Genomic DNA, 20,176 nt, shown 5'->3' with positions numbered 1-20,176 from the left:
GGGTAAGCGGGTTCTGGTATAAAGCTGCATCGTTGCGGGCGAACACTCGCCGCAAGTATCTGTCGAATTTTTTTCACACCGTTGCAAGGTAAAGTCCATGAGCGAACGTCCCGAAGAGCCAAACCAGGCTTCCGACGCCGAAAGCATGCTGCCGATCGATGAACATGTCGAAGAAGGGCATGACGCGGAAGGCCGCAAGGTCCGGCATCGTGGCATCTATCTGCTGCCCAACCTGTTTACGACGGCGAACCTGTTTGCCGGCTTTTACTCCATCATCAACTCGATGAGCGCCCAGAGCGCGTTGGCGGCAGGTGATGCCGTGAGTGCCAGCAAGTACTTCGGTTTTGCTGCCATCGCCATTTTCGTCGCCATGGTGCTTGATGGCCTGGATGGTCGTGTGGCGCGCATGACCAATACCCAAAGCGCCTTCGGTGCCGAGTACGACTCTTTGTCGGACATGGTCGCCTTCGGAGTTGCCCCTGCGTTGCTGGCGTTTGCCTGGGCGCTGGGTGATATGGGCAAGGTCGGCTGGATGGTTGCCTTTATCTACGTTGCGGGAGCGGCGTTGCGTCTTGCGCGCTTCAACACTCAGGTCGGCACTGCCGACAAGCGTTACTTCATTGGCCTGGCCAGTCCTGCTGCCGCGGGCGTGGTGGCGGGTATCGTCTGGGCGTTCAGTGACTACGGCATACAGGGTTCGAAGATGTCGTTCCTGGTAGCGCTGATGGTTGCTGCGGCCGGCATGTTGATGGTCAGCAACATCAAGTACAACAGCTTCAAGGAGCTGGACCTCAAGGGGCGTGTACCTTTCGTAGCGATTCTTGTTGTGGTGCTGGTGTTTGCGGTGGTGTTCAGCGATCCGCCGCGCATTCTATTGTTGGCCTTCCTGGTCTACGCCGCTTCTGGGCCGGTCCAGTACCTGCTGCATCTTCGTCGGGACAAAACATTGCCTTAATGTAATTTCCCCCATACTCCGCAGTCTATTGGTGCACCTGTCCTCCAATGCTGCGGAGTTGCCATGTTAATCAAATTGCCCAAAGCGTCCGATTGCCACGAATCGGATGTCACCCCTGAGTCCTTCTATCTCTCTCGCCGCAGCTTGCTCGGTGGCGCGCTGGCCGGTATTGCCGCCAGCAGCCTGCCCCGTTGGGCCAGTGCAGAGGAGGCCGCACGCTATGCCGATGTCGAGCCGGGCAGGGCGCCTGACTGGTTTGCGCAAAAGCTCCCCGGCACCAAATGGCAGGCAGTGACCGTCAAAGACGAGGCCATCACGCCGTTCAAGGACGCAACCCACTACAACAACTTCTATGAATTTGGCACGGACAAGGGCGACCCGGCGGCAAATGCCGGTTCACTCAAGACCCAACCCTGGAGCGTTGTGATCGATGGTGAGGTGGCCAAGCCTGGGCGCTACGCACTTGAAGACTTCATGAAGCCTTACCAGTTGGAAGAGCGCATCTACCGTCTGCGGTGCGTCGAGGCGTGGTCGATGGTTATTCCCTGGATCGGCTTCCCCATTTCCGCCTTGCTCAAGCAGGTTGAGCCCACCTCCAAAGCGAAGTTCATCCGCTTCGAAACGCTGCAGGATCCAAAAAGCATGCCGGGTCAGCGCTCCAGTTTCGGCTTGATCGACTGGCCTTATATAGAAGGGCTGCGCCTGGACGAGGCGATGAATCCATTGGCGATCCTTGCCGTTGGTATGTATGGGCGAGAGTTGCCTAACCAGAACGGTGCACCGTTGCGGTTGGTCGTGCCATGGAAATACGGCTTCAAGAGTGTGAAGTCGATTGTGCGCATCAGTCTTGTCAGCGAACAGCCGAAAACGACCTGGCAGAGTATTGCCGCCGATGAGTATGGCTTCTATGCGAACGTGAACCCGACGGTTGACCATCCGCGCTGGACCCAGGCGCGGGAACGTCGTTTGCCGAGCGGTCTTTTCAGCCCGAACGTGCGCGAGACCCAGATGTTCAATGGCTACTCCGATGAGGTCGCCTCTTTATATACGGGCCTCGACCTGCGGAAGAACTATTGATGCGCTATCCGCTCTGGCGCATTGGCGTCTTTATAGCTGTCGCGGTATGGCCGTTGTTCTGGCTATATGAGGCCTGGAGTGTTGCCCTCGGGCCCGACCCTGGGAAGGTGCTGGTGGATCGCCTCGGCCTGGGCACCTTGATTCTGTTGCTGATCACGCTTGGCATGACTCCGCTTCAGAAACTGAGCGGTTGGGCGGGGTGGATTGCGGTACGCCGGCAATTGGGGTTGTGGTGCTTTGCCTATGTGGTGCTGCATCTGGCGGCTTATTGCGTATTCGTCCTCGGGCTTGACTGGTCGCAGCTGGGCGTGGAGCTGCGTAAGCGCCCGTACATCATTGTTGGCACGTTGGGGTTTGTGGGCTTGCTGGTTTTGGCTGCGACCTCCAATCGTTATAGCCAGCGACGGTTGGGGAGCCGCTGGAAGAAGCTGCATCGCTTGGTGTACGTGATTCTGGGGCTGGGTTTGCTGCATATGCTCTGGATAGTCCGGGCTGATTTGAAGGAGTGGGCTGTCTACGCTTCCATTGGTGCGCTGCTTCTTCTATTGCGGGTGCCACCGGTGATGCGCCGAATCCCTCGCCTTATTGCTAAAAAACCGTCTTCTGCAACAAAACTGTAATTAGCCCTTGACGGCAGATTCTGTGCGCCTATAATTCGCCCCACTTCCGGCGCAGTCGAAACGGAAAACTCCTTGGTAAACAATGAGTTAAGTAGTTTTCGACAGCAGGCCGCTTCAGTTCATCGAAGCCAAAAGGAAGTTGAAAAAGAGGTGTTGACAGCAGCGTGTAACGCTGTAGAATTCGCCTCCCGCTTACGAGAGATCGCAAGCGCAAGTGGTTGAAGTTGTTGAAGAATTCTTCGAAAACTTCTGAAAATAACCACTTGACAGCAAATGAGGCTGCTGTAGAATGCGCGCCTCGGTTGAGACGAAACATCTTAACCAACCGCTCTTTAACAACTGAATCAAGCAATTCGTGTGGGTGCTTGTGGAGTCAGACTGATAGTCAACAAGATTATCAGCATCACAAGTTACTCCGCGAGAAATCAAAGAATAACCAACGATTGCTGAGCCAAGTTTAGGGTTTCTTAAAAACCCAAAGATGTTTGAACTGAAGAGTTTGATCATGGCTCAGATTGAACGCTGGCGGCAGGCCTGACACATGCAAGTCGAGCGGTAGAGAGAAGCTTGCTTCTCTTGAGAGCGGCGGACGGGTGAGTAAAGCCTAGGAATCTGCCTGGTAGTGGGGGATAACGTCCGGAAACGGACGCTAATACCGCATACGTCCTACGGGAGAAAGCAGGGGACCTTCGGGCCTTGCGCTATCAGATGAGCCTAGGTCGGATTAGCTAGTTGGTGAGGTAATGGCTCACCAAGGCGACGATCCGTAACTGGTCTGAGAGGATGATCAGTCACACTGGAACTGAGACACGGTCCAGACTCCTACGGGAGGCAGCAGTGGGGAATATTGGACAATGGGCGAAAGCCTGATCCAGCCATGCCGCGTGTGTGAAGAAGGTCTTCGGATTGTAAAGCACTTTAAGTTGGGAGGAAGGGCAGTTACTTAATACGTGATTGTTTTGACGTTACCGACAGAATAAGCACCGGCTAACTCTGTGCCAGCAGCCGCGGTAATACAGAGGGTGCAAGCGTTAATCGGAATTACTGGGCGTAAAGCGCGCGTAGGTGGTTTGTTAAGTTGGATGTGAAATCCCCGGGCTCAACCTGGGAACTGCATTCAAAACTGACTGACTAGAGTGTGGTAGAGGGTGGTGGAATTTCCTGTGTAGCGGTGAAATGCGTAGATATAGGAAGGAACACCAGTGGCGAAGGCGACCACCTGGACCAACACTGACACTGAGGTGCGAAAGCGTGGGGAGCAAACAGGATTAGATACCCTGGTAGTCCACGCCGTAAACGATGTCAACTAGCCGTTGGGAGCCTTGAGCTCTTAGTGGCGCAGCTAACGCATTAAGTTGACCGCCTGGGGAGTACGGCCGCAAGGTTAAAACTCAAATGAATTGACGGGGGCCCGCACAAGCGGTGGAGCATGTGGTTTAATTCGAAGCAACGCGAAGAACCTTACCAGGCCTTGACATCCAATGAACTTTCTAGAGATAGATTGGTGCCTTCGGGAACATTGAGACAGGTGCTGCATGGCTGTCGTCAGCTCGTGTCGTGAGATGTTGGGTTAAGTCCCGTAACGAGCGCAACCCTTGTCCTTAGTTACCAGCACGTTATGGTGGGCACTCTAAGGAGACTGCCGGTGACAAACCGGAGGAAGGTGGGGATGACGTCAAGTCATCATGGCCCTTACGGCCTGGGCTACACACGTGCTACAATGGTCGGTACAGAGGGTTGCCAAGCCGCGAGGTGGAGCTAATCCCACAAAACCGATCGTAGTCCGGATCGCAGTCTGCAACTCGACTGCGTGAAGTCGGAATCGCTAGTAATCGCGAATCAGAATGTCGCGGTGAATACGTTCCCGGGCCTTGTACACACCGCCCGTCACACCATGGGAGTGGGTTGCACCAGAAGTAGCTAGTCTAACCTTCGGGAGGACGGTTACCACGGTGTGATTCATGACTGGGGTGAAGTCGTAACAAGGTAGCCGTAGGGGAACCTGCGGCTGGATCACCTCCTTAATCGACGACATCAGCTGCTCCATAAGTTCCCACACGAATTGCTTGATTCATTGAAGAAGACGATAGAAGCAGCTTTAAGCTCCAAGCTGATAGCTCTTAGCTAATCAGTTACGCGCTCGAAATTGGGTCTGTAGCTCAGTTGGTTAGAGCGCACCCCTGATAAGGGTGAGGTCGGCAGTTCGAATCTGCCCAGACCCACCAATTTTGTTATGGGGCCATAGCTCAGCTGGGAGAGCGCCTGCCTTGCACGCAGGAGGTCAACGGTTCGATCCCGTTTGGCTCCACCATTAACTGCTTCTGCTGTTAGAGTTTAGAAATGAATATTCTGAAGTGAATATTGATTTCTAGTCTTTGATTAGATCGTTCTTTAAAAATTTGGGTATGTGATAGAAAGATAGACTGAACGTTACTTTCACTGGTAACGGCTCAGGCTAAGGTAAAATTTGTGAGTTCTCTTAACGAGAAATTCGAATTTTCGGCGAATGTTGTCTTCACAGTATAACCAGATTGCTTGGGGTTATATGGTCAAGTGAAGAAGCGCATACGGTGGATGCCTTGGCAGTCAGAGGCGATGAAAGACGTGGTAGCCTGCGAAAAGCTTCGGGGAGTCGGCAAACAGACTTTGATCCGGAGATGTCTGAATGGGGGAACCCAGCCATCATAAGATGGTTATCTTACGCTGAATACATAGGCGTAAGAGGCGAACCAGGGGAACTGAAACATCTAAGTACCCTGAGGAAAAGAAATCAACCGAGATTCCCTTAGTAGTGGCGAGCGAACGGGGACTAGCCCTTAAGTGGCTTTGAGATTAGCGGAACGCTCTGGAAAGTGCGGCCATAGTGGGTGATAGCCCTGTACGCGAAAATCTCTTAGTCATGAAATCGAGTAGGACGGAGCACGAGAAACTTTGTCTGAATATGGGGGGACCATCCTCCAAGGCTAAATACTACTGACTGACCGATAGTGAACTAGTACCGTGAGGGAAAGGCGAAAAGAACCCCGGAGAGGGGAGTGAAATAGATCCTGAAACCGTATGCGTACAAGCAGTGGGAGCCCACTTTGTTGGGTGACTGCGTACCTTTTGTATAATGGGTCAGCGACTTATTTTCAGTGGCGAGCTTAACCGAATAGGGGAGGCGTAGCGAAAGCGAGTCTTAATAGGGCGTCTAGTCGCTGGGAATAGACCCGAAACCGGGCGATCTATCCATGGGCAGGTTGAAGGTTGGGTAACACTAACTGGAGGACCGAACCGACTACCGTTGAAAAGTTAGCGGATGACCTGTGGATCGGAGTGAAAGGCTAATCAAGCTCGGAGATAGCTGGTTCTCCTCGAAAGCTATTTAGGTAGCGCCTCATGTATCACTGTAGGGGGTAGAGCACTGTTTCGGCTAGGGGGTCATCCCGACTTACCAAACCGATGCAAACTCCGAATACCTACAAGTGCCGAGCATGGGAGACACACGGCGGGTGCTAACGTCCGTCGTGAAAAGGGAAACAACCCAGACCGTCAGCTAAGGTCCCAAAGTTATGGTTAAGTGGGAAACGATGTGGGAAGGCTTAGACAGCTAGGAGGTTGGCTTAGAAGCAGCCACCCTTTAAAGAAAGCGTAATAGCTCACTAGTCGAGTCGGCCTGCGCGGAAGATGTAACGGGGCTCAAACCATACACCGAAGCTACGGGTATCACGTAAGTGATGCGGTAGAGGAGCGTTCTGTAAGCCTGTGAAGGTGAGTTGAGAAGCTTGCTGGAGGTATCAGAAGTGCGAATGCTGACATGAGTAACGACAATGGGTGTGAAAAACACCCACGCCGAAAGACCAAGGTTTCCTGCGCAACGTTAATCGACGCAGGGTTAGTCGGTCCCTAAGGCGAGGCTGAAAAGCGTAGTCGATGGAAAACAGGTTAATATTCCTGTACTTCTGGTTATTGCGATGGAGGGACGGAGAAGGCTAGGCCAGCTTGGCGTTGGTTGTCCAAGTTTAAGGTGGTAGGCTGGAATCTTAGGTAAATCCGGGATTCTAAGGCCGAGAGCTGATGACGAGTCATCTTTTAGATGACGAAGTGGTTGATGCCATGCTTCCAAGAAAAGCTTCTAAGCTTCAGGTAACCAGGAACCGTACCCCAAACCGACACAGGTGGTTGGGTAGAGAATACCAAGGCGCTTGAGAGAACTCGGGTGAAGGAACTAGGCAAAATGGCACCGTAACTTCGGGAGAAGGTGCGCCGGTGAGGGTGAAGGACTTGCTCCGTAAGCTCATGCCGGTCGAAGATACCAGGCCGCTGCGACTGTTTATTAAAAACACAGCACTCTGCAAACACGAAAGTGGACGTATAGGGTGTGACGCCTGCCCGGTGCCGGAAGGTTAATTGATGGGGTTAGCTAACGCGAAGCTCTTGATCGAAGCCCCGGTAAACGGCGGCCGTAACTATAACGGTCCTAAGGTAGCGAAATTCCTTGTCGGGTAAGTTCCGACCTGCACGAATGGCGTAACGATGGCGGCGCTGTCTCCACCCGAGACTCAGTGAAATTGAAATCGCTGTGAAGATGCAGTGTATCCGCGGCTAGACGGAAAGACCCCGTGAACCTTTACTATAGCTTTGCACTGGACTTTGAATTTGCTTGTGTAGGATAGGTGGGAGGCTTTGAAGCGTGGACGCCAGTCTGCGTGGAGCCAACCTTGAAATACCACCCTGGCAACTTTGAGGTTCTAACTCAGGTCCGTTATCCGGATCGAGGACAGTGTATGGTGGGTAGTTTGACTGGGGCGGTCTCCTCCTAAAGAGTAACGGAGGAGTACGAAGGTGCGCTCAGACCGGTCGGAAATCGGTCGTAGAGTATAAAGGCAAAAGCGCGCTTGACTGCGAGACAGACACGTCGAGCAGGTACGAAAGTAGGTCTTAGTGATCCGGTGGTTCTGTATGGAAGGGCCATCGCTCAACGGATAAAAGGTACTCCGGGGATAACAGGCTGATACCGCCCAAGAGTTCATATCGACGGCGGTGTTTGGCACCTCGATGTCGGCTCATCACATCCTGGGGCTGAAGCCGGTCCCAAGGGTATGGCTGTTCGCCATTTAAAGTGGTACGCGAGCTGGGTTTAGAACGTCGTGAGACAGTTCGGTCCCTATCTGCCGTGGACGTTTGAGATTTGAGAGGGGCTGCTCCTAGTACGAGAGGACCGGAGTGGACGAACCTCTGGTGTTCCGGTTGTCACGCCAGTGGCATTGCCGGGTAGCTATGTTCGGAATAGATAACCGCTGAAAGCATCTAAGCGGGAAACTAGCCTCAAGATGAGATCTCACTGGAACCTTGAGTTCCCTGAAGGGCCGTCGAAGACTACGACGTTGATAGGTTGGGTGTGTAAGCGCTGTGAGGCGTTGAGCTAACCAATACTAATTGCCCGTGAGGCTTGACCATATAACACCCAAGCAATTTGACTACTCTAACGAGCATCAGATTGCGGTGTGTGAAGACGAGATGAACCGAAAGTTCGACGCTCACAAAACACCGAAACTATCACATACCCAATTTGCTGAAGCGAGGCCGTCTGGTCACGACTCAGTACCCGAATTTCTTGACGACCATAGAGCATTGGAACCACCTGATCCCATCCCGAACTCAGCAGTGAAACGATGCATCGCCGATGGTAGTGTGGGGTTTCCCCATGTGAGAGTAGGTCATCGTCAAGATTAAATTCCGAAACCCCAATTGCGAAAGCAGTTGGGGTTTTGTTTTGGGCGCTTGAAAAGTATCAAGGCGCTCATTGCAATGGTCTTCAGTGCTAAAGTCCAAGCCTCGATTTTTGCTTTTCCAAGGAAACCGTTATGCCGGGTGCGACGTCCCTCAGCGCAGGATTCATGGTGGTTCACGGTAACCGCCTGGACGAGTTGCGCAGCCTGGTAGTCAGCTGGATGCGTCGTTATCCCCTGGCGCCCTTGGAAAATGAAATCGCTCTGGTCCAAAGCAATGGCATCGCTCAATGGCTCAAGCTTGCCCTGGCCGAAGATCCGCAGGAAGACGACATGGGGGGCTGTGGCATTGCCGCGGCAATCGATGTGCAATTGCCCGGCAGTTTCATGTGGCAGCTCTATCGCATGGTGCTGGGTCGTGACGAAATCCCCCCCAAGTCTCTGCTGGATAAGGCCCCGCTGACATGGCGACTCATGCGTCTGCTCCCGGAGCTTATCGATCAGCCCCATTTCGAGCCGTTGCAACGCTTCCTGACCCACGACACCGACCTGCGCAAACGCTACCAGCTTGCCGAGCGGCTGGCCGACTTGTTCGACCAATACCAAGTGTATCGCGCCGATTGGCTGGAAGACTGGGCGGCGGGGCGCCATCAATTACGCAACGGCCGTGGCGAATCCAAACCCCTCAACCCCGCCAACTGTTGGCAGGCTGAATTATGGCGCGCGTTGCTGCTCGACGTCGGGGCGCAGGGCATGGCCGAGAGCCGTGCCGGCGTTCATCAGCGGTTTATCGAACGCATCAACACACTCGAGCAAGCGCCGCCCGGCTTGCCTTCCCGCGTGATTGTTTTCGGCATTTCATCGCTGCCCGCCCAGGCGCTCGAAGCACTGGCGGGCCTGGCTCGTTTCAGCCAAGTGTTGCTGTGCGTGCACAACCCTTGCCGCCATCATTGGTCGGACATCGTGGCCGACAAAGACCTGCTGCGTAACGAATACAAGCGCCAGGCGCGCAAAGCGGGCATGCCCGTCACCATTGATCCTCACACCTTGCACCAGCACGCTCACCCGCTGCTCGCCGCCTGGGGCAAGCAGGGGCGTGACTACATCAGCTTGTTGGACAGTTATGACGACCCCAACAGCTACCGCGCCGCCTTCCGTGATGGTCGTATCGACCTGTTCAGCGAGAGCCAACCCACCACGCTGCTCAACCAGCTTCAGGACGACATCCTGGAGTTGCGCCCACTCGATGAAACCCGAGAGTTCTGGCCGGCGGTCGATCTGACACGCGACGCATCCATTCGCTTTCACATCGCCCACAGCGCCCAACGCGAAGTAGAGATTCTCCACGACCAATTACTCCAACGTTTCAGCGCCGACCCCACGTTGCGCCCTCGGGACATCATCGTCATGGTCCCCGACGTCGACAGCTACGCACCGCACATTCGCGCGGTGTTCGGTCAACTGGAAAGAAATGACCCACGCTTCATTCCGTTCACCCTGACAGACCAGGGGCAACGTGGTCGTGACCCGCTGTTGATCGCGGTCGAGCACTTGCTCAAACTCCCCGACAGCCGTTTCCCGGTCAGCGAAATTCTCGACCTGTTGGATGTCCCGGCCCTGCGCGAACGTTTCGCCATCAATGAGCGCGACCTGCCTACGCTGCATCGCTGGATTGAAGGCGCGGGCATCCGCTGGGGTCTCAACGCCGAACAGCGTGCGGGCCTGGGGCTACCCGCAGAGCTGGAGCAGAACAGCTGGCGATTCGGCCTGCGGCGGATGCTGCTTGGCTACGCCGTCGGCACGGGTGTGGCGTGCGAAGGCATCGAGCCCTACGACGAGATCGGTGGGCTTGATGCGGCGCTGATTGGTCCACTGGTCTCCTTGCTCGATGCCTTGAATGACGCGCATCAGGCGCTGTCGCAACCCGCACCTCCCCACGTGTGGGGCGAGCGTCTGCAACGCTTGATGCAACTGTTTTTCCTGCCCGGCAGCGAGCACGATGACTACCTGCTTGGCCAGCTTGAACAGTTAAGAGAGACGTGGCTGGAAACCTGTGAATCCGTCGGCCTGCAGGATGAATTACCGCTCACCGTGGTCCGTGAGGCCTGGTTGGCCGGGCTTGACCAGGGCCGCCTGTCCCAGCGCTTCCTGGCGGGCGCGGTCAATTTTTGCACCTTGATGCCCATGCGCGCGATCCCGTTCAAACTGGTCTGCCTGCTCGGCATGAATGACGGCGACTACCCGCGTGCCCAGCCGCCACTGGACTTTGACCTGATGGGCAGCGACTACCGTCCCGGTGATCGTTCACGCCGTGAAGACGATCGCTACCTGCTGCTCGAAGCCCTGCTGTCCGCGCGCGACCAGCTCTATATCAGTTGGGTCGGCCGCAGCATCCGCGACAACAGCGATCGCCCGGCCTCGGTGCTGATCGGCCAACTGCGTGACCACCTCGCCAGTGGCTGGCATAACGCCCAAAGCGCCGAACCCCTCATCGACGCAATGACCCAGGAACACCCGCTCCAACCGTTCAGCGCCCGCTACTTCCATGAAGGCGACCCGCTGTTCAGTTACGCTCGCGAATGGCAGTTGCTGCATGAGGCCCCGACCGCACTGGTGCACGACCACGCGCTGGCACCGCACCATCAGGAAGAGCCCCTGAGCCTCGGCCAGTTACAGGATTTCCTGCGCAATCCTGTCAGGCATTTCTTCAGCCAACGCCTGAAAGTGTTCTTCGAAGCCGCCGAAGTACCGTTGGCCGACGAAGAACCCTTCGTGCTCGACGCACTGCAACGCTACACCCTCAGCGACAGTCTGCTCAACGCAGCACTGGCCCGGCCCGACCAGCTTGATCAGGCCCTCAACGCCCAAGCCTTGCGCCTGCAGGGCAGTGGTTTGCTGCCGATGGTCGGCTTCGGTGAATGCCTGCGCAACGAGCTGATCGAGCCATTGCCGGACCTGTTGCAGCGCTATCAGCACCTCCTGGCGCTCTGGCCAACGCCGCACATTGGTGCGCAACCGATCAGCTTCGCGTACCAGGGCATTCAGCTCGAAGGCTGGATCAGCGGCCTGCATCGGCGCGGTGATGGCGGTTTGTTAAGCGTGACCACCATCCCCAACAGCATCGGCTCGATCAAGACGCGCAAGTGGCACCGCCTGATTCGCCCCTGGGTCAATCATGTGGTCGCCTGTGCCTGTGGCGTGCCGTTGAGCACCGGCCTGGTGGCCAGTGACGACACCTTGCTGCTGGCCCCGTTGGACACTGCCACCGCTCAGAGCCTCCTCGGTGACTTGCTGCTCGCGTGGCACACCGGCATGAGCAAACCGCTGCCCGTCGCGGTAAAGACCGCCTTTGCCTGGCTCGGCCAGACCGATCCGGCCAAAGCTCACGCCGCTGCCAGCAAAGCCTACGAGGGCGACGGTATCACCACCGATGGCGAACGCCGCGAAACGCCTGCGCTCACTCGCCAGTTCCCCAACTACGCCACGCTGGTCGCCAGCGAAGAGTTCGAAGGCTGGTGCGAAACCTTGTATCGCCCCCTGCTCAACGCCCCCTGGCGTTCATTGTCCAGCGAGGAGGCCGGCGCATGACCAGTAAACCTTTGGCCCTGGCCTTTCCGCTCAAAGGCAGCCAGCTGATTGAAGCCAGCGCCGGCACCGGAAAAACCTTCACGATTTCGGCCCTGTACCTGCGCCTGGTGCTCGGCAACGGTGGCGATGAGTCCGGTTTCGGCCGTGAACTGCTACCGCCGCAAATCCTCGTGGTGACCTTCACCGACGCCGCCACCAAGGAGCTGCGTGAACGTATCCGTATCCGTCTGGCGGAGGCCGCGCGGTTTTTCCGTGACGAAATCGAGCAGCCCGACGCCTTGATCGCCGACCTGCGTCACCAATACCCCAGTGAACAATGGCCCGCCTGCGCCAATCGGCTGGACATCGCCGCGCAGTGGATGGACGAGGCAGCGGTCTCGACGATTCACAGTTGGTGCCAGCGCATGCTGCGCGAACATGCGTTCGACAGCGGCAGCCTGTTTACCCAGACCCTTGAAACCGACCACAGCGACTTGCTCGGTGAAGTGCTGCGCGACTACTGGCGCCTGTTCTGCTACCCGATGCATGACGACGCGCTCAACTGGGTGCGCAACAACTGGGGCGGCCCGGCCGCGTTGATGCCACGGGTGCGCGCGCTGTTCGGCAGTGAGCGGCCGGCCGAAGACAGCCGCGAGCCCGCCGAAATAATCGCTGCCTGCCTGCAAGAGCGTCGCGAGGCACTGACCAGCATCAAGGCCCCCTGGCAACAATGGGCCGTCGAGCTGCGTGATCTGTGCCTGCAAGCTGTGGCCGCCAAAGCGGTCGATGGACGCAAAATGCAGGCGCGTTATTTCGAGCCCTGGTTTGAAAAAATCAGTGCCTGGGCCGCCGACGAAACCCTGGAACAACTGGATATCGGTACCGGCTTTACCCGGCTGACTCCCGAGGGTATGGCCGAAGCCTGGAAAGGCGAGCCGCCACGGCATCCCGGCATCGACGCCATGGCCGGTCTGAAAGCGGCCCTTGACGCACTGCCCACCCCGGACGCCGCGGTGTTGCAACACGCCGCCGCCTGGGTGGGCAAGCGCTTCGAAGAAGAGAAGCGGCGTCGCGCTGAAATGGGCTTCGACGACATGCTGATCCGCCTCAACGCCGCGCTCCAGGCCGACGGCGGCGAGCGCCTGGCCAGCGTGATCCGCGAGCAATTCCCGGTGGCCTTGATCGATGAATTCCAGGACACCGACCCGGTGCAATACAGCATCTTCGACAGCATTTACCGTATCGAAGAAAACCACCTGGACAGCGGCCTGTTCCTGATCGGCGACCCCAAGCAGGCGATCTACGCCTTCCGGGGCGCGGATATCTACACCTACCTGCGCGCTCGGCAATCCACCACCGGTCGCCACCACACGTTGGGCACCAACTTCCGCTCCAGCCACGCGATGGTCGAAGCGGTAAACCACCTGTTCCAGCGCGCGGAAACCGGCCGCGGCGCGTTCCTGTTTCGTGAGCCCGACGGCCGTAACCCGGTGCCGTTCCACTCGGTGTTGTCCCAGGGCCGCAAAGAACAGCTGCAGGTCGACGGCCAGACGCTGCCGGCAATGAACCTTTGGCATTTAGCCACCGACCAACCGATTTCCAATGTGCTGTATCGCCAGCAACTGGCGGCTGCTTGCGCCACGCAGATCGTCGAATTGCTCACGGGTGGGCAGCAGGGCAGCGCAGGCTTTGCAACGGATGACACCTTCAAAGGCGTGCTGCCGTCAGACATCGCCATCCTCGTGCGAGACGGCAAGGAAGCCCAGGCCGTGCGCGCCGAGTTGGCGGCACGGGGCGTGCGCAGCGTGTACCTGTCGGACAAGGACTCGGTCTTCGCCGCCCAGGAAGCCCACGATCTGCTGGCCTGGCTCAAGGCCTGCGCCGAGCCGGACGTCGAGCGCCCGCTGCGCGCGGCCCTGGCCTGTGTCACCTTGAACCTGTCACTGACGGAACTGGAGCGTCTGAACCAGGATGAACTGGCGTGGGAAAGCCGCGTGATGCAGTTCCGGGGCTACCGCTCGATCTGGCGTTCCCAAGGCGTGCTGCCGATGCTGCGTCGCCTGCTGCATGACTTCAAGCTGCCGCAAACCCTGATCGCCCGCAGCGATGGCGAACGTGTGCTGACCAACCTGCTGCACCTCAGTGAGCTGCTGCAACAGGCCGCATCGGAACTGGACGGCGAACAGGCACTGATTCGCCATCTTGCCGAGCACCTGGCGCTGTCGGGCCAGGCCGTTGAAGAACAGATCCTGCGCCTGGAAAGTGACGAGCAATTGGTCAAGGTGGTGACGATCCACAAATCCAAGGGCCTGGAATACGACCTGGTGTTCCTGCCCTTCATCTGCTCGGCCAAACCGGTGGACGGCACGCGCTTGCCGCTGCACTACCACGACGCGCAGGGCAAATCCCACGTCAGCCTGCGGCCCACGGCTGAGTTGATCGCCCAGGCCGATGATGAGCGCCTGGCCGAAGACCTGCGCTTGCTGTACGTCGCCTTGACCCGCGCCAAATACGCCTGCTGGCTGGGCATCGCCGACCTCAAGCGTGGCAACAGCGGCAGCTCCGTGCTGCACCTGTCGGCGCTGGGCTATCTGCTGGGCGCCGGTGCGCCGCTGGGTGAGTCCGCCGGCCTGGCGCGCTGGTTGCTGGATGTGCAGCAGGGCTGCCCGGCCATCAGCTATGCCCAAGTGCCGCCAGCGCAAGACATCGTGTTCCACCCCCCGCGCAACGAAGCGACCTTGCTGGCTCCGCTCTTGCCCAAACGCAAGGCGGCGGAGAACTGGTGGATTGCGTCCTACAGCGCCTTGCGCATTGGCGACAGCATGAGCGCCGCCAGTCTCGAAGCGCCTGAAAGCCCGCAGGCGCAGAAACTGTTCGATGACGAACGCCTTGATCCCGACGCACCGCGCGAAGTGGTGGCGTCCGGCGGCGATATTCATCGATTCCCACGCGGTCCGAATCCAGGCACTTTCCTTCACGGCTTGTTGGAGTGGGCCGGTGAAGAAGCATTCAACGTCAGCCTCGAGGCCATTGAAAAAGCCGTCGGGGCGCGTTGCAATCGACGCAATTGGGAAGGCTGGATCGTCACCCTCAGCGCTTGGCTTGGCCACTTGTTGCACGCGCCGCTGCCCCTGTACGACGACCGGGTCAGCCTCAGCGCGCTGCAGCACTACCAGATCGAAATGGAGTTCTGGTTCGCCAGCCATAAAGTCGACGTGCTCGCCCTCGACAAATTGGTGTGCCAGTACACCCACCACGGCGTCTCACGCGTGGCGGCCGAGCCGGTGTTGCTCAACGGCATGTTCAAAGGCTTTATCGACCTGACCTTCGAGCACGATGGCCGTTATTACGTGGCTGACTACAAATCCAACTGGCTCGGGCCTGACGATTCGGCCTACACCATGGAAGCCATGGAACAGTCGATCCTCGAGCATCGGTACGACTTGCAATACGTACTTTACCTGCTGGCCCTGCATCGCCAACTCAAGGCGCGCCTGCCTGATTACGACTACGAACGCCACGTCGGCGGCGCCCTCTACCTGTTCCTGCGCGGAACGCAGTCGGTGACCCAGGGCGCGTACTTCACCCGGCCGCCGCGTGAGCTGATCGAAGGGCTGGACCTGTTGTTCCAGGGCAAGCCTGTCCCGCCAAAAGCCGAGCCCGCCTGGGAACAAGGAGTGCTGCTATGAGCCTGTCGCCGCTGCTGCTGGAGGAACTGTCGCCGCTCAGTCGCGCCGCCGACCTGGTGCAACTGCTGGAGCGCTGGGTCGACCGTGGCTGGTTGCGGGCCCTGGACAGAGCCTTCGTCGGCTTCCTGCACGAGCTTGATCCACAGGCCGATCCCCTGGTGCTGCTGGCGGCGGCATTGACCAGTCACCAATTGGGTCACGGCCACGTATGCCTCGACCTGTTCGAAACCCTGCAGGCGCCGGACTTTGCCCTGTCGCTGCCGCCCGAAGGCGACCTGCAGACCGGCGCGATGCTGCTGCCGTCGCAATTGCTCGAGGGGCTGGACGGCGCCCACTGGTGTCATGTCCTGGCCACCAGCCGTTTGGTCGCGCCGGCGTTCGATGACAGTGAGTCGGCGCGGAGCCGCCCGTTGGTGCTGTCCGGAACACGCCTCTATCTGCGCCGCTACTGGGCTTATGAACGGCGCATCGACAGTGCCTTGCGCCTGCGGCTGGCCAGCCACGAAAGCGTCGCCGCCGATTTGCCGCAACGCCTGAACGGTTTGTTCGATCAACCGGCGCCCGATGGCGTGATCGACTGGCAAAAACTCGCCTGTGCCCTGGCCACCCGGGGCGCATTCAGTATCGTCACCGGCGGCCCCGGCACCGGCAAGACCACCACCGTGGTGCGCCTGCTCGCGCTGTTGCAGGCGCCTGCCGTGGAAAGCGGCAATCCCCTGCGCATCCGCCTGGCCGCGCCCACCGGTAAAGCCGCCGCGCGTCTTACCGAATCCATCAGCCAGCAAGTGCTGTCGCTGAAAGTGCCCGACAGCGTGCGCGAAAAAATCCCGACCCAGGTCACCACGGTTCACCGGTTGCTGGGCAGCCGCCCGGGCACTCGGCACTTCCGTCATCACGTCGGCAACCCGTTACCGCTGGATGTGCTGGTGGTGGACGAAGCGTCGATGATCGATCTGGAAATGATGGCCAACCTGCTCGACGCTTTGCCGCCCCATGCTCGCCTGGTGCTGCTGGGTGACAAGGACCAGCTTGCGTCGGTGGAGGCGGGCGCGGTGCTTGGTGACCTGTGTCGCGATGCCGAGGCCGGCTGGTACAGCCCGGCCACGCGCCAATGGCTGCAGGCGGTCAGCGCCGAAGACCTCGGCAACAGCGGCTTGCAGGAAGACCTCGACGGCAGTCATCCGCTGGCCCAGCAGGTGGTGATGCTGCGCTACTCGCGTCGCTTCGGCGAGGGCAGCGGCATCGGCCAGCTGGCGCGCTGGGTCAACCAGCAGAACGCTGAGCAAGCGCGCATGTTGCTGGCCGCACGCAGTCATGACGACCTGTTCTGTCTCAGCCTCAAGGGCGAGCATGATCAGGCGCTTGAGCGCCTGGTGCTGGACGGGCAGGGCGAAGGTGCCCAGGGCTATCGCTTCTACCTGAACCTGCTGCAATCGGCGCGTCCTGCGCCGCAGACCCCGCGTGACGATCACGCCTGGACCCACTGGGCGCAACAACTGCTGCAAGCCTTCGACGCGTTCCAGTTGCTCTGCGCCGTACGCAAAGGTCCCTGGGGCGTCGAAGGGCTGAACCTGCGCATCACCGCCGCCCTGCGCAAGGTGCGGCTGATCGAGGGCGACGAGCAGTGGTATGAAGGGCGTCCGGTGCTGATGACCCGTAACGACTACGGCCTGGGCCTGATGAACGGTGATATCGGTATCGCCTTGAAATTGCCCGAAAGCGACGGTGGCCCTCAGGTGTTGCGCGTGGCCTTCCCGCGCAATGACGGCCAGGGCGGTGTGCGTTTCGTACTGCCCAGCCGGCTCAACGACGTGGAAACCGTCTATGCCATGACCGTGCACAAATCCCAGGGCTCGGAGTTCACCCACACCGCGCTGATTCTGCCGGACGCGTTGAACCCGGTGCTGACCAAAGAACTGATCTACACCGGTATCACCCGCGCCAAACGCTGGTTCAGCCTGATCGAACCCCGTGCCGGCGTCTTTGAGGAAGCCGTACGGCGCCGGGTCAAACGCTTGAGCGGGCTGATGCTGGAGCTGGACGCCACGCCCGAAGAAGCTGACTGAACGGTCATGGGATATTTCTAGTTCAGATGTCTGATTTTTCTGAAAAAATACGTAACCCCACTGAAGCCTCGCTCCGTGGGGTTTTTGGCTGCTGTGCTATCGTTGCGGCATCACCCTGAAATTTCTTGAGAGAATTGCTGCATGAATGTGGCTGTCTCGCTCATAGAGCGCAGTTTGAGCTGGAGACGCCTGTTGCAGGTAGCGTTGCTATGCCTGCTCGCTCCGCAGGTCTGGGCTCAAACACCCAGCCTGGCCGAGCATCGCGCGCAGGCGGTCACCCAGGTTGTGCTGGGGATTCTCAGTTATGCCCGTTGGCCGGTGGAGCCTGCGCAACTGCGCTTGTGCATCGTCGGGCCCACCCAGTACACCGACGACCTGATCAAGGGCACCACTCAGGCGACCGGCCGTCCAGTGACGGTGCGACGCCTGCTGGCCAACCATCCCGATATCGTCAGTGCCTGCGACGCCGTCTACATCGGCAAACTCAGCGCTGACGAGCGCACCGCGTTGTTTGCCTCATTGATCGGCCATCCGGTGCTCAGCATCAGCGAAGGCGGCGACCAATGCACCGTGGGCAGCCTGTTCTGCCTGCGGGTGAGTGATGCGCAAGTGTCGTTTGAGGTGAACCTGGATTCCGTTGCCCGCAGCGGCGTACGCATTCACCCCAGCGTGCTGCAACTGTCGCGCCGTCGAGCGCCGACGCCATGAGGCCGGCCAAGACGCGACCGACCCTGAGGTCGGTCATCGGCAGAGGGCACATGATCCTGGCCCTGGTGGCGGTGGCGCTGGCCAGTGTGTCCCTGACCCTGCTCGGCGTGCTGGCGCTGCGGGTGTATGCCGAACACAACCTGCACTTGATCGCACGCTCGATCAATTACACCGTGGAAGCGGCCGTGGTGTTCGACGACAGCGCTGCCGCCACTGAGGCCTTGAGCCTGATCGCTTCGACCGAAGAGGTGGCCCAGGCCGAAGTCTTCGATGCCAGTGGCAAGCTGCTGGCGCAATGGGTGCGGCCGAACAACGGGATGTTGTCGCGGGTTGAACTTGAACTGGCGCATGCCTTGCTCGAGCAACCCATCAGCCAGCCGATCCTTCATCAGGGGCAAACGGTCGGCAGTATCCACCTGACCGGTCATGGCGGCAGCCTGTTGCGCTTCTTGCTCAGCGGGTTGGCGGGCATTGTGATCTGCACCGCGCTCAGCGCCTGGGTGGCGCTGCACCTGGCGCGGCGTCTGTTGAACGGCATCACCGGGCCGCTGCAAAGCCTCGCCGCCGTGGCCCACGCCGCCCGCAGCGAACGCGACTTCAACCGCCGCGTGCCCCCGGCCCAGATTGCCGAACTCGACAGCCTGGGCAGCGACTTCAATGCCCTGTTGGGCGAGATGGAGGCCTGGCAAAATCATCTGCAAAGCGAAAACGAAACCCTCGCGCACCAGGCCAGCCACGACAGCCTCACCGGCCTGCCCAACCGTGCATTCTTCGAAGGCCGGTTGATTCGAGCCTTGCGCAGCGCCGCCAAGGTCAACGAACGGGTAGGCGTGCTGTTTCTCGACAGTGATCGTTTCAAGGACATCAACGACAACTTCGGCCACGCCGCCGGCGATGCCGTACTGGTGGCCGTTGCCGAGCGCGTGCGCGCACAGCTGCGCGAAGATGACCTGGTGGCCCGCCTGGGCGGCGACGAATTCGCCGTCCTGCTGGCGCCGCTGCACAAAATCGAAGATGCGCAACGCATCGCCGACAAGATCAATGCCAGCATGGACGCGCCGATCCCACTGCCGGACGACACCCTGGTATTGACCTCGCTGAGTATCGGCATCGCCATTTATCCCGACCATGGCGCCACGCCCGGCACCTTGCTCAACGCCGCCGATGCGGCGATGTACCAGGCCAAACGGCTGTCGTCGGGCGGCCAGCAAACGGCGGAGTCGGAGCGCCCCGTCGTCAACGATCAACACAGGAGTTAACCCCTTGTTCTCTCACTCACGTGTGCTATTCATCACCCTGCTTCTCGCCTGCCTGGCCCTCGGCGGCTGCCAGACCGCACCGCCCAAAGGCCTGAGCCCGGCGCAAGTGGCCGTGCTCAAACAGCAGGGTTTCGAGTTGACTGACGATGGCTGGGCCTTCGGCTTGTCTGGCAAAGTGCTGTTTGGCAGTGACGTCGAAACCCTCAACAAGCCCAGCACCGACATCGTCGAACGCATCGGCAAGGCCCTGGTGGGCGCAGGCATCGAACGCGTACGCGTCGACGGCCACACCGACGCGTCGGGCAAGGAACTCTACAACCAGGCCTTGTCCCTGCGCCGTGCTGAAAGTGTGGGCAAGGTGTTGAGCAGCGTGGGCATGAAACAACAGAACATCCAACTACGCGGCCTGGGCAGCAGCGAGCCGGTGGCGGAAAATACAACGGCGGCGGGGCGCACCGAAAATCGACGCGTGTCGATTGTAGTCATCGCGGACTAAGGCCCTTCACCCGCCTCAACTTGAAATA

Annotated in this window: 9 protein-coding genes, 2 tRNA genes and 3 rRNA genes; all 14 read left to right on the top strand. The window is 59.1% G+C overall.

Annotated features, from left to right (window positions below):
• Positions 1 to 97: 97 nt before the first annotated feature.
• The 14 genes from pssA to BOP93_RS22675 all read left to right on the top strand — a co-directional run bounded on the left by pssA (position 98) and on the right by BOP93_RS22675 (position 20,148).
• A complete protein-coding gene (gene pssA / locus BOP93_RS22740) occupies positions 98 to 955 on the top strand; it encodes a CDP-diacylglycerol--serine O-phosphatidyltransferase (protein ID WP_065883999.1) in 858 nt (285 codons plus the stop codon).
• A 63-nt stretch (positions 956 to 1,018) separates the two neighbouring features.
• Positions 1,019 to 2,032 (top strand): protein-methionine-sulfoxide reductase catalytic subunit MsrP, encoded by a 1,014-nt coding sequence (gene msrP, locus BOP93_RS22735; protein WP_104504746.1) that lies wholly within the window; start codon positions 1,019 to 1,021, stop codon positions 2,030 to 2,032.
• The gene (msrQ, locus tag BOP93_RS22730) at positions 2,032 to 2,652 is read left to right on the top strand and encodes a protein-methionine-sulfoxide reductase heme-binding subunit MsrQ (protein ID WP_104504745.1); all 621 of its coding nucleotides are present in this window, start codon (positions 2,032 to 2,034) and stop codon (positions 2,650 to 2,652) included. Before msrP ends, msrQ begins: the two co-directional genes overlap by 1 nt.
• 487 nt (positions 2,653 to 3,139) lie before the next feature.
• Positions 3,140 to 4,676 (top strand): 16S ribosomal RNA (locus BOP93_RS22725).
• A gap of 124 nt (positions 4,677 to 4,800) precedes the next feature.
• A tRNA-Ile gene (locus BOP93_RS22720) sits at positions 4,801 to 4,877 on the top strand.
• A 10-nt stretch (positions 4,878 to 4,887) separates the two neighbouring features.
• Positions 4,888 to 4,963: transfer RNA gene (locus BOP93_RS22715), tRNA-Ala, on the top strand.
• A gap of 236 nt (positions 4,964 to 5,199) precedes the next feature.
• Positions 5,200 to 8,091, top strand: a 23S ribosomal RNA gene (locus BOP93_RS22710).
• A 156-nt stretch (positions 8,092 to 8,247) separates the two neighbouring features.
• A 5S ribosomal RNA gene (gene rrf, locus BOP93_RS22705) occupies positions 8,248 to 8,363 on the top strand.
• Together the 16S, 23S and 5S rRNA genes with 2 tRNA genes alongside form the textbook arrangement of a ribosomal RNA operon.
• A 135-nt stretch (positions 8,364 to 8,498) precedes the next feature.
• A complete protein-coding gene (gene recC / locus BOP93_RS22700; RefSeq protein WP_104504744.1) occupies positions 8,499 to 11,951 on the top strand; it encodes an exodeoxyribonuclease V subunit gamma in 3,453 nt (1,150 codons plus the stop codon).
• A complete protein-coding gene (gene recB / locus BOP93_RS22695) occupies positions 11,948 to 15,619 on the top strand; it encodes an exodeoxyribonuclease V subunit beta (RefSeq protein ID WP_104504743.1) in 3,672 nt (1,223 codons plus the stop codon). Before recC ends, recB begins: the two co-directional genes overlap by 4 nt.
• Positions 15,616 to 17,685 carry an exodeoxyribonuclease V subunit alpha gene (gene recD, locus BOP93_RS22690; protein ID WP_104504742.1) on the top strand — a complete coding sequence of 690 codons (2,070 nt, stop codon included), beginning with the start codon at positions 15,616 to 15,618 and terminating at the stop codon, positions 17,683 to 17,685. The genes recB and recD overlap by 4 nt, the downstream gene beginning before the upstream one ends.
• A 141-nt stretch (positions 17,686 to 17,826) precedes the next feature.
• A complete protein-coding gene (locus BOP93_RS22685) occupies positions 17,827 to 18,393 on the top strand; it encodes a YfiR family protein (protein ID WP_104504741.1) in 567 nt (188 codons plus the stop codon).
• Complete coding sequence (locus BOP93_RS22680) at positions 18,390 to 19,652, top strand: diguanylate cyclase domain-containing protein (protein WP_104504740.1); 1,263 nt, start codon at positions 18,390 to 18,392, stop codon at positions 19,650 to 19,652. Before BOP93_RS22685 ends, BOP93_RS22680 begins: the two co-directional genes overlap by 4 nt.
• Before the next feature lie 4 nt (positions 19,653 to 19,656).
• Positions 19,657 to 20,148, top strand: coding sequence for an OmpA family protein (locus BOP93_RS22675; protein ID WP_104504739.1), 492 nt, complete (start codon positions 19,657 to 19,659; stop codon positions 20,146 to 20,148).
• Positions 20,149 to 20,176 lie beyond the last annotated feature (28 nt).

It is taken from the genome of Pseudomonas orientalis (assembly GCF_002934065.1).
Taxonomy (GTDB): domain Bacteria; phylum Pseudomonadota; class Gammaproteobacteria; order Pseudomonadales; family Pseudomonadaceae; genus Aquipseudomonas; species Aquipseudomonas orientalis_A.
Note: the sequence above shows the minus strand (reverse complement) of the source record. Positions and strands in the feature narration are given on the sequence as shown.

Bases quoted from the DNA above. Each gene is read 5' to 3' on its own strand.
- pssA (WP_065883999.1), top strand. From the start codon at position 98: ATGAGCGAACGTCCCGAAGAGCCAAACCAGGCTTCCGACGCCGAAAGC.
- msrP (WP_104504746.1), top strand. From the start codon at position 1,019: ATGTTAATCAAATTGCCCAAAGCGTCCGATTGCCACGAATCGGATGTC.
- msrQ (WP_104504745.1), top strand. From the start codon at position 2,032: ATGCGCTATCCGCTCTGGCGCATTGGCGTCTTTATAGCTGTCGCGGTA.
- recC (WP_104504744.1), top strand. From the start codon at position 8,499: ATGCCGGGTGCGACGTCCCTCAGCGCAGGATTCATGGTGGTTCACGGT.
- recB (WP_104504743.1), top strand. From the start codon at position 11,948: ATGACCAGTAAACCTTTGGCCCTGGCCTTTCCGCTCAAAGGCAGCCAG.
- recD (WP_104504742.1), top strand. From the start codon at position 15,616: ATGAGCCTGTCGCCGCTGCTGCTGGAGGAACTGTCGCCGCTCAGTCGC.
- BOP93_RS22685 (WP_104504741.1), top strand. From the start codon at position 17,827: ATGAATGTGGCTGTCTCGCTCATAGAGCGCAGTTTGAGCTGGAGACGC.
- BOP93_RS22680 (WP_104504740.1), top strand. From the start codon at position 18,390: ATGAGGCCGGCCAAGACGCGACCGACCCTGAGGTCGGTCATCGGCAGA.